General features: G+C 53.2%; 19 protein-coding genes. All 19 read left to right on the top strand.

Translation table 11 applies throughout. The annotated features are described in order from the left end of the window. Window positions 1-430: EF-Tu/IF-2/RF-3 family GTPase (locus ACEW8N_RS07325; RefSeq protein ID WP_373499056.1), on the top strand; the 430-nt coding region annotated here is incomplete at its 5' end. A 24-nt stretch (window positions 431-454) separates the two neighbouring features. Next, window positions 455-760: a 30S ribosomal protein S10 gene (gene rpsJ / locus ACEW8N_RS07320; protein ID WP_373499146.1), complete on the top strand. Its 306-nt coding sequence runs from the start codon at window positions 455-457 to the stop codon at window positions 758-760. A 24-nt stretch (window positions 761-784) separates the two neighbouring features. Next, on the top strand, window positions 785-1,417 hold the full coding sequence (gene rplC, locus ACEW8N_RS07315; RefSeq protein WP_373499145.1) for a 50S ribosomal protein L3: 633 nt from the start codon (window positions 785-787) through the stop codon (window positions 1,415-1,417). Between the two features lie 71 nt (window positions 1,418-1,488). Continuing rightward, window positions 1,489-2,112 carry a 50S ribosomal protein L4 gene (gene rplD, locus ACEW8N_RS07310; protein WP_373499144.1) on the top strand — a complete coding sequence of 208 codons (624 nt, stop codon included), beginning with the start codon at window positions 1,489-1,491 and terminating at the stop codon, window positions 2,110-2,112. After that, window positions 2,109-2,396 carry a 50S ribosomal protein L23 gene (rplW, locus tag ACEW8N_RS07305; RefSeq protein ID WP_373499143.1) on the top strand — a complete coding sequence of 96 codons (288 nt, stop codon included), beginning with the start codon at window positions 2,109-2,111 and terminating at the stop codon, window positions 2,394-2,396. The genes rplD and rplW overlap by 4 nt, the downstream gene beginning before the upstream one ends. 15 nt (window positions 2,397-2,411) lie before the next feature. Further along, entirely contained in the window at window positions 2,412-3,239 is an 828-nt protein-coding gene (rplB, locus tag ACEW8N_RS07300) for a 50S ribosomal protein L2 (protein ID WP_373499142.1), read from the top strand. 54 nt (window positions 3,240-3,293) lie between these two features. Further along, the gene (gene rpsS, locus ACEW8N_RS07295; RefSeq protein WP_373499141.1) at window positions 3,294-3,575 is read left to right on the top strand and encodes a 30S ribosomal protein S19; all 282 of its coding nucleotides are present in this window, start codon (window positions 3,294-3,296) and stop codon (window positions 3,573-3,575) included. A gap of 27 nt (window positions 3,576-3,602) precedes the next feature. Beyond that, window positions 3,603-3,938, top strand: coding sequence for a 50S ribosomal protein L22 (gene rplV, locus ACEW8N_RS07290; protein WP_373499140.1), 336 nt, complete (start codon window positions 3,603-3,605; stop codon window positions 3,936-3,938). A gap of 15 nt (window positions 3,939-3,953) precedes the next feature. Further along, window positions 3,954-4,592, top strand: a complete 639-nt coding sequence (gene rpsC, locus ACEW8N_RS07285) for a 30S ribosomal protein S3 (protein ID WP_373499139.1) — start codon at window positions 3,954-3,956, stop codon at window positions 4,590-4,592. Window positions 4,593-4,625: 33 nt separating this feature from the next. Further along, a complete protein-coding gene (rplP, locus tag ACEW8N_RS07280; RefSeq protein ID WP_373499138.1) occupies window positions 4,626-5,039 on the top strand; it encodes a 50S ribosomal protein L16 in 414 nt (137 codons plus the stop codon). Next, window positions 5,039-5,233, top strand: a complete 195-nt coding sequence (rpmC, locus tag ACEW8N_RS07275) for a 50S ribosomal protein L29 (protein WP_373499137.1) — start codon at window positions 5,039-5,041, stop codon at window positions 5,231-5,233. The genes rplP and rpmC overlap by 1 nt, the downstream gene beginning before the upstream one ends. A 17-nt stretch (window positions 5,234-5,250) precedes the next feature. Beyond that, on the top strand, window positions 5,251-5,508 hold the full coding sequence (gene rpsQ / locus ACEW8N_RS07270) for a 30S ribosomal protein S17 (RefSeq protein ID WP_373499136.1): 258 nt from the start codon (window positions 5,251-5,253) through the stop codon (window positions 5,506-5,508). A 19-nt stretch (window positions 5,509-5,527) separates the two neighbouring features. Beyond that, window positions 5,528-5,896 carry a 50S ribosomal protein L14 gene (gene rplN, locus ACEW8N_RS07265; RefSeq protein WP_373499135.1) on the top strand — a complete coding sequence of 123 codons (369 nt, stop codon included), beginning with the start codon at window positions 5,528-5,530 and terminating at the stop codon, window positions 5,894-5,896. Between the two features lie 34 nt (window positions 5,897-5,930). Then, window positions 5,931-6,263, top strand: a complete 333-nt coding sequence (rplX, locus tag ACEW8N_RS07260; protein WP_373499134.1) for a 50S ribosomal protein L24 — start codon at window positions 5,931-5,933, stop codon at window positions 6,261-6,263. 21 nt (window positions 6,264-6,284) lie between these two features. Then, the gene (gene rplE / locus ACEW8N_RS07255) at window positions 6,285-6,824 is read left to right on the top strand and encodes a 50S ribosomal protein L5 (RefSeq protein WP_373499147.1); all 540 of its coding nucleotides are present in this window, start codon (window positions 6,285-6,287) and stop codon (window positions 6,822-6,824) included. A 10-nt stretch (window positions 6,825-6,834) separates the two neighbouring features. Beyond that, entirely contained in the window at window positions 6,835-7,020 is a 186-nt protein-coding gene (locus ACEW8N_RS07250) for a type Z 30S ribosomal protein S14 (RefSeq protein ID WP_373499133.1), read from the top strand. A gap of 30 nt (window positions 7,021-7,050) precedes the next feature. Further along, window positions 7,051-7,449: a 30S ribosomal protein S8 gene (gene rpsH / locus ACEW8N_RS07245; RefSeq protein WP_373499132.1), complete on the top strand. Its 399-nt coding sequence runs from the start codon at window positions 7,051-7,053 to the stop codon at window positions 7,447-7,449. A gap of 15 nt (window positions 7,450-7,464) precedes the next feature. Continuing rightward, window positions 7,465-8,004, top strand: a complete 540-nt coding sequence (gene rplF, locus ACEW8N_RS07240; RefSeq protein ID WP_373499131.1) for a 50S ribosomal protein L6 — start codon at window positions 7,465-7,467, stop codon at window positions 8,002-8,004. A 55-nt stretch (window positions 8,005-8,059) separates the two neighbouring features. Then, the gene (rplR, locus tag ACEW8N_RS07235) at window positions 8,060-8,434 is read left to right on the top strand and encodes a 50S ribosomal protein L18 (protein WP_373499130.1); all 375 of its coding nucleotides are present in this window, start codon (window positions 8,060-8,062) and stop codon (window positions 8,432-8,434) included. The last annotated feature ends 11 nt before the right edge of the window (window positions 8,435-8,445 follow it).

Raw genomic sequence — 8,445 nt, 5'->3', positions numbered from 1 at the left:
GAAGACGGTGTGTACGGGTGTGGAGATGTTCCGGAAGCTTCTGGACGAAGGCCGGGCCGGGGACAACGTGGGTCTGCTGCTCCGGGGCACGAAGCGTGACGAGGTGGAGCGGGGCCAGGTCGTGGCAAAGCCGGGGAGCATCACCCCGCACACGAAGTTCGAGGCGGAGGTGTACATCCTGAGCAAGGAGGAGGGCGGGCGACATACGCCGTTCTTCACCGGCTACCGTCCCCAGTTCTATTTCCGGACGACCGACGTGACGGGCATTCTGACTTTGCCCGAAGGCGTCGAGATGGTGATGCCGGGTGACAACATAAAGATCACCGGGGATCTGATTACGCCGATCGCCATGGAAAAGGAGCTCCGGTTCGCTATTCGTGAAGGCGGCCGCACCGTGGGCGCAGGCGTGGTAAGCGATATTATCGAATAACTTAGGACCATTGAAGCGATGATAATGAATACGAAAATCAGGATCAGACTGAAGGCCTACGATCACAAGCTGTTGGACCAGTCATCGTCCGACATTGTCGATACGGCGAACAAAACCGGCGCCAAGGTTGTCGGGCCGATTCCGCTCCCGACCAAAATCAACAAGTATTGTGTGCTCAGGTCTCCTCACATCGATAAAAAATCTCGCGAGCAGTTTGAGATAAGAACCCACAAACGACTGCTGGATATTCTTGACCCAACCCAACAGACGGTCGACGCCCTGATGAAGCTCGATCTTTCTCCGGGAGTGGATGTGGAGATCAAGCTGTAGCAGTAGGACAAGAGAGGTAAAACGATGTGCAATGCATTGATCGGTAGAAAATTGGGGATGAGCACCGTATACTCGCCGGAAGGGAAGCAGATCCCGGTGACGGTGGTGGAGTTAGGCCCCTGCACAGTGGCTCAGGTGAAAACCGAGTCGACGGACGGGTATAATTCCCTCCAGCTATCCTTCGGGCAGCGAAAAGAGAAGCGTATCAACAGTCCGGTCAAGGGCCATCTCAAGAAGAGCGGATTGACTTCCACGGCGGCCCTGCGGGAGGTTTCCGTGGACAACCCGGAAGAGTTCAATGTCGGTCAGGTCATCACGGCTGAGATGTTTTACGTCGGCGAAAAGGTGGACGTGATCGGGAAAACCAAGGGGCGCGGGTTTTCGGGCGTCATCAAGCGCCACGGATTTTCCGGCGGAAGAACCACCCACGGCAGCCACAGCGTGCGCATTCCCGGATCAATCGGCTGCAGTGCCTGGCCGTCTCGGGTCACCAAGGGCAAACGCATGCCCGGAGCCTACGGAAATGATAGACAGACCGTCCGGAACCTTGAAGTCGTCGACATCAGGCCGGAAGAAAACCTGGTGCTGCTGAAGGGTGCGGTCCCCGGATCGACGTCCGGGTTGGTCATCGTTAGAAAAACTAAATACGCGAAATAAAATCGCGTGAGGCCCCGCGAAGGCCCTCCCTTGAACAAGGGGGGTCAAGTAAGGGGCCGGCGAGGTTCGTTATGGCAGTTGTAGATGTTCTGAATAGCAAGGGCGAGAAGGTTTCTCAGGTAGAGCTTTCGGATGAAATATTCAACGTCCCCGTAAAGCCCAGCGTCCTGCATGAGGTGGTCACCATGCAGCTCGCCTCAAGACGGGCGGGGAGCGCATCCGTCAAGCGTCGGGGGGATGTCAGAGGAAGCACGAAGAAGCTTTTTCGTCAGAAGGGAACCGGTCGCGCGCGACGGGGCGACATCAAATCGCCGGTGTTGAGAGGCGGCGGGGTCGTCTTCGGTCCTTCGCCCAAATCGTATGCATACAATGTCCCCAAGAAGGTCAGGAGACTGGCCCTGAAGATGGCGCTGTCCAGCAAGCTTCAGGAAAATGAGCTGACGGTGCTGGACCAACTGGAACTGGATCGGATCAAGACCAAGGCTTTCGCCGAGGTGATCCGCACACTGGACAAAAGCAACGTCCTTCTGGTGACCGAAGCGGCGGATGAAAAGCTCATGCTTTCCTCCCGGAATCTTCCCCATGTCAAGGTGATCAGGGTTGAAGGCCTCAACGTCTATGATATTCTGAAGTATAAAGAAATCATCGTGCTTGAGCCTGCCATTAAAGCGATCGAAGGGAGGCTGTCCGCATGAACCATTATGATATGATTATACGCCCTCTCGTGACAGAGAAGACAACAAACCATAAAGAGGTCCACAATCAGTTTTCGTTTGAGGTAAGCCCCAGGGCCAACCGCGTTGAGATCAAGAAAGCGGTCGAAAAGCTTTTCAACGTTCGCGTGGCTGCGGTTCAGACCATGCATGTCAAGGGCAAGATCAAGCAGCGAGGAAAAATCGTCGGCAAGCGGAAAGACTGGAAAAAGGCGATTGTGAAACTGATGCCTGGAGAACGGATTGACTTTTTTGAAGGCGTTTAACATTTAGGAGTTGTCATGGCAGTTAAGAGGATTAAACCAACATCTCCCGGTCGCAGGTTCCAGGAATATTCAACCTTTGAAGATGTCACCCGGAATGAACCCGAAAAAAGTTTGATCAGGGTGCTCAAGAAAAAAGGTGGGCGAAACAATAACGGCCGGATAACGTGCAGGCATCGCGGTGGAGGGCACAGGCGCCACTACCGCGTAATCGATTTCAAACGAGACAAGATCGGCATCCCCGCAAAGGTTGCGGCGATTGAATACGACCCGAATAGGAGCGCCAGAATCGCGCTGCTCAACTATGTCGACGGAGAAAAGCGCTATATCCTGGCGCCCGTGAATCTTTCCGTGGGCGACGATATCCTGTCCGGTCCGGAAGCCGATATCAAGCCGGGGAACTCGCTCCCCATCAAGAACATCCCTCTGGGAACATTCATCCACAACATCGAGCTCCGCGTCGGAAAGGGCGGTCAAATCGTCCGAAGCGCGGGCACCTTTGCCCAGTTGATGGCCAAGGAGGATCGATATGCCCAGGTGAAGCTTCCTTCCGGGGAGGTCCGGATGGTTCTGCTGACCTGCCAGGCCACCATCGGGCAGGTTGGCAACGTGGTGAGCGAGAACATCGCCCTGGGAAAAGCCGGCCGCAAGCGCTGGCTGGGCAGGCGACCGGAGGTCCGCGGCGTGGCCATGAACCCCGTGGATCATCCCATGGGCGGCGGCGAGGGCCGGTCATCGGGCGGACGCCATCCTTGTTCGCCCTGGGGCGTACCGACAAAGGGGTATCGCACGCGCAACAACAAGAGAACCGATCGTTTTATTGTCAAAAGACGCACGAAAAAATAAAAGAGCATCGTTTCTGGTGATCATTCCAGGGCATCTGCAAGTGTAGGAGAGGTTATGCCACGGTCGTTAAAAAAAGGTCCATACATTGATTCAAAGCTCATGAGCAAGGTGTTTGTGGCCCAGGAAACCCGCAGCAACAAGGTGATCAAGACTTGGTCCCGGCGGTCGACAATCATCCCGGAGATGGTTGGAATCACGCTGGCAGTCCACAACGGGAAGAAATTTATACCGGTGTTTGTGTCGGAAAACATGGTTGGCCACAAGCTGGGCGAGTTTTCGCCCACGCGCACGTTTTACGGCCATGCCGGTGATAAAAAGTCTAAATTGAAAAAGTAGTCTATTCTGGGAAAAGGGTAAGTCGTAATGGAGGTCAAAGCCGTATTGAGGTATGTGCGTACGTCTCCGCAGAAGGTGCGGTCGATCGTCGATGCCGTCAAGGGAAAGCCGGTGGAACGCGGACTGAGCACCCTCAAGTTCATGCCGCAGAAGACAGCGGGGATCGTTGCAAAAGTGATCCGCTCGGCGGTGGCGAACGCAGATGAGAATTTGGGCGTCGACGTGGACTCTTTGGTCATCAAAAACATTATCGCCGATCAAGGGCCGGTGCTGAAGCGCTTTCACGCAAGAGCGCGGGGCAGAGGCACGCGAATTCTGAAGAGGACCAGTCACATTACAGTAATTCTAGCGGAAATGGCGTAAACAAGGAGGAAACGCTTGGGCCAGAAAGTAAACCCTGTAGGGTTAAGACTTGGTATCGTTAAGACATGGGACTCCCGCTGGTATGCTGGGAAAAACTATGCGGATTACATTTTAGAGGATTATGAGATCCGGAAGTTTATAAAGAAGAAGCTTTACCACGCAGGGATTTCTAAAGTAGAGATCGAAAGATCGTCCAAGCGTGTAAGACTCCGAATTTATACAGCAAGGCCTGGGATTGTGATCGGTAAAAAAGGCGCCGAGATCGAACAGCTCAAAATCGAGCTTGAAAAGATGATTGCCCAAGAAGCCATGATCGACATCCAGGAGGTAAGAAAGCCTGAGATTGACGCTCAGCTAGTGGCCGAAAATGTCGCGCTCCAGATTGAACGCCGCGTTGCTTTCCGGCGGGCGATGAAGCGGGCCGTGTCATCTGCGATGCGTTTCGGCGCCAAGGGCGTCAAGATCATCTGTGCCGGCCGCCTGGGCGGTGCGGAAATGGCAAGGACGGAATGGTACCGGGAAGGCCGCGTGCCGTTGCATACCTTGAGGGCCGATATTGATTATGGCTTCACGCAGGCGAACACGACCTACGGCATCATCGGCATTAAGGTATTTGTTTTCAAAGGCGAAATCCTGAAAAGGGATGCGATATAGCCCAGCGGTAAGCATGCGAAGGAGAGTTCGGACATGTTGAGTCCCAAGAAGGTAAAATTTCGGAAACAACAAAAAGGAAGAATGCGCGGGATGGCCATGCGTGGGAGCACGCTGGCGTTCGGTGAATTCGGCCTCCAGGCCGTCGAATGCGGCAAGATCAGCTCAAAGCAGATCGAGGCCGCGCGTATCGCCATGACCCGTCACGTCAAGAGGGGCGGAAAAATGTGGATTCGGATTTTTCCCGACAAGCCTTTCACCAAAAAGCCCGCTGAAGTGCGGATGGGAAAAGGCAAAGGCGCCCCTGAAGGGTGGGTAGCCGTCATTCGCCCCGGCAGGATCCTCTACGAAATGGAGGGCATTCCGGTGGAATTGGCCAAAGAGGCTCTTCGGCTGGCGTCCCACAAGCTTCCCGTCAAGACGAAATTCGTTGTGAGGGGGGATATGTGATGAAAGCGAGTGAGATTCGAGAGCTGGGCACCGATGAGATGCGCCAAAAAGCGAACGACCTCAGTGAGGAACTGTTCAACCTTCGCTTCCGGCATGGCGTCGGGCAGCTTGAAAACACGCAGAAGATCAAGGTTACAAAGCGTGATCTGGCTAGAGTCAAGACGATTATGAAAGAGATTGAACTCAAAAAATAAATAGATAAAGAATAGCCATGAAAAAGCGAGGAATGAAAAGACAGTTGACCGGAACCATCGTCAGCAACAGCATGGACAAAACCGTCGTGGTTCAGGTTGAGCGTTTGGTGAAGCATCGGCTTTACCACAAATTTATTCGAAGGCGGGCCAAGTTTGCGGCTCACGATGAGGCTAATGCATGCCAGGTGGGGGATAAGGTGATGATCACCGAATCCAGACCGCTCAGCAAAACCAAGCGATGGCGAATTAGTGAAATTCTCGAGAAAGCGGTTTGACACGTAAAGGAAAATTAGCATGATTCAGGCAGAGTCTAGACTCACGGTAGCGGATAACTCCGGCGCCAAGGTTCTATACTGTATCAAAGTCCTCGGTGGCTCCAGAAGACGGTATGCAAGTATCGGCGATATCATCGTGGTCTCGGTTAAAGAAGCCATACCGAATGCGAAGGTAAAAAAAGGGGATGTCCTGAAAGCGGTGGTGGTCCGGACCAAAAAGGAGATCAAGCGTCCGGACGGTTCCTACATACGATTCGACGACAATTCCGCCGTTCTGATCAATGCGGCCAAAGAGCCTGTCGGGACACGCATCTTCGGACCTGTGGCAAGAGAGCTGCGAGCAAAGCGGTTTATGAAAATAATTTCCCTGGCTCCAGAGGTATTGTAGTTCCATCTCGGCTTGCCCTGTGGAGAAATGAGCAATGAAAAATACGAATAAATGCCACGTCAAGAAGGACGACAAGGTTAAGATACTCGCCGGCAAGGATCGAGGAAAAATCGGCAAGGTACTCAAGGTCATCAACAAGAAGAGCCGGATTCTTGTCGAGAGCATCAACATCGTCAAGCGCCACACGAAGCCCAGTGCGAAGAACCGCCAGGGAGGCATTGTCGAGTCCGAAGCGCCGATCCAGTGGACGAACGTGATGTTGATGTGCAACAAGTGTATGTCGCCTTCCAGAATAAGAATGCGGCAACTGGACGACGGCAAAAAAGTGCGCGTTTGTACAAAATGCGATGAGGTTCTGGACGCATAGGTCTTGTGCTGGAGGGTGATGATGTCTAATCTAAAAAAAACGTATGAAGAAAAGATCGTTCCCGAACTGATCGAAACCTTCACCTATAAGAACGTCATGCAGGTTCCGAAGCTGGAGAAGGTCGTGCTTAACATGGGATTGGGGGAAGCGATCCACAACATCAAGCTGATCGACTCCGCGGTCGAGGAACTCAGGATGATTGCCGGTCAGCAGCCGGTTGTAACACGCGCAAAGAAATCCATCGCCGCTTTCAAGCTGCGGGAAGGCATGCCCATCGGGGTCATGGTTACCCTCCGTCGCGAACGGATGTATGGTTTTTTCAATAAACTGGTGAATATCGCCCTGCCGCGCGTTCGGGATTTTAGAGGCATTTCCGGAAAGGCTTTCGACGGAAAGGGGAACTATTCCCTGGGGATCCGGGAACACATTATCTTCCCGGAAATTGACTATGACAAGATCGATAAGATCAAAGGCCTGAACGTTTCGGTCGTCACCACAGCCAAGACCGATGAAGAGGGAAAGGCACTACTTAAGCTGTTAGGGATGCCGTTCCGAAATTAAGGAGGAAGATTTGGCGAGGAAAGCACTTAGAATGCAGGCCAGTGGAAAGCCTAAATTCAAGGTACGGGCGTACAACCGGTGCCCGATTTGCGGTCGGCCAAGGGCGTTTATCAGAAAGTTTGGGATCTGTCGTATCTGTTTTCGAAACCTTGCATCGCAAGGTTTTCTCCCCGGCGTCACCAAATCGAGCTGGTAGACGGATACATCAGAGCAAGGAGCATAAGTTATGACGATTAGCGATCCAATTGCGGACATGCTGACCCGGATCAGAAATTCGGGAAGAGCGAAGGCAAAAAGCGTTGACATCCCCAGCTCCAACATGAAGGTCGAACTGGCCAAGGTGATGCGGAACGAGGGGTACATCAAGAATTACAAGCTCATCAAGGACAACAAGCAGGGGATTCTTCGGGTATACCTGAAATACAGCCCGGATTCCCATAACGCCATATACCATCTTGAACGTGTCAGCAGGCCGAGCAGGAGGATATATGTAAAGGGAAAGGACATCCAGCCCTTTTACAACGGCACAGGCATTGCAATTTTGTCCACATCCAGGGGGATCATGACCGACCAGGAAGCCCGCAAGGAAAATGTGGGCGGCGAGATCCTCTGCAGGGTCTGGTAGGAAGAGGAGTGACAGATGTCTCGAGTAGGAAAGAAACCGATTCCGATACCGAACAAAACCAAGGTGGCCTGCAAAGACCGGGTCATCATCGTCGAGGGTGAAAAGGGTAAGCTGACTCGGACGATTCACGGCGATGTGAACCTGGATGTGCGGGAGCACGAGATCCGCGTGACCATGGAAAGCGAATCCCGGGAGGTACGCGCAATTCAGGGGCTGACACGCAGCCTGGTTTCCAACATGGTCACCGGCGTCAGCCAGGGATTCGAAAGAGTCCTTGAAATCAACGGCATCGGATATCGCGCTGAAAAGAGCGGAGACCAGATCGTGCTGAACCTGGGATACTCGCATCCCATTAATTTCGAAATACCCGAGGGGATCTCTGTTGAAATCGACCGCAACAATACGATCAAGCTTTCAGGAATCGACAAAGAAGCGCTCGGGCAAATGGCTGCTTCCATCAGGCGACTGAGACCTCCGGAGCCATACAAAGGCAAGGGAATCAAATACGCTCAAGAGAAGATTCAGCGCAAGGCCGGCAAGACCGGAGCGAAATAACCCATAACCATAGAAGATCATTCTATCGGTTCTTTGAGTGTAAGGAAACTGTGAGATGGGCTTTTTTGATAAAAAACAGGCACGCCTGAAACGTAAGCGAAGAATTCGCAAGCATATCACCGGGACAGCCGAGAGGCCTCGATTGAGCGTTTTCCGGAGCGCCAGGCACATATACGCACAGGTGATCGACGATACCCGTGGCGTTACCCTCGCTGCCGCCTCAAGTGTGGAAAAGGTCGTGAAGGAGAATGCGGAGCTATCCGCCGCCAAGGGCAAACAGGAAACCGCCGGCGCCGTCGGAAAACTGATTGCCGAGCGATCGATTGAAAAAGGCGTCAACAAGGTGGTTTTTGATAGGAACGGCTTCTTGTACCACGGACGGGTCAAGGCCGTCTCTGAGGGTGCGCGCAAAGCCGGATTGGATTTTTAAAGGAATAAGGA

This window comes from Desulfococcus sp. (genome assembly GCF_041737845.1).
Lineage (GTDB): Bacteria > Desulfobacterota > Desulfobacteria > Desulfobacterales > Desulfococcaceae > Desulfococcus.
This window is presented reverse-complemented; position numbering and strand designations above follow the sequence as displayed.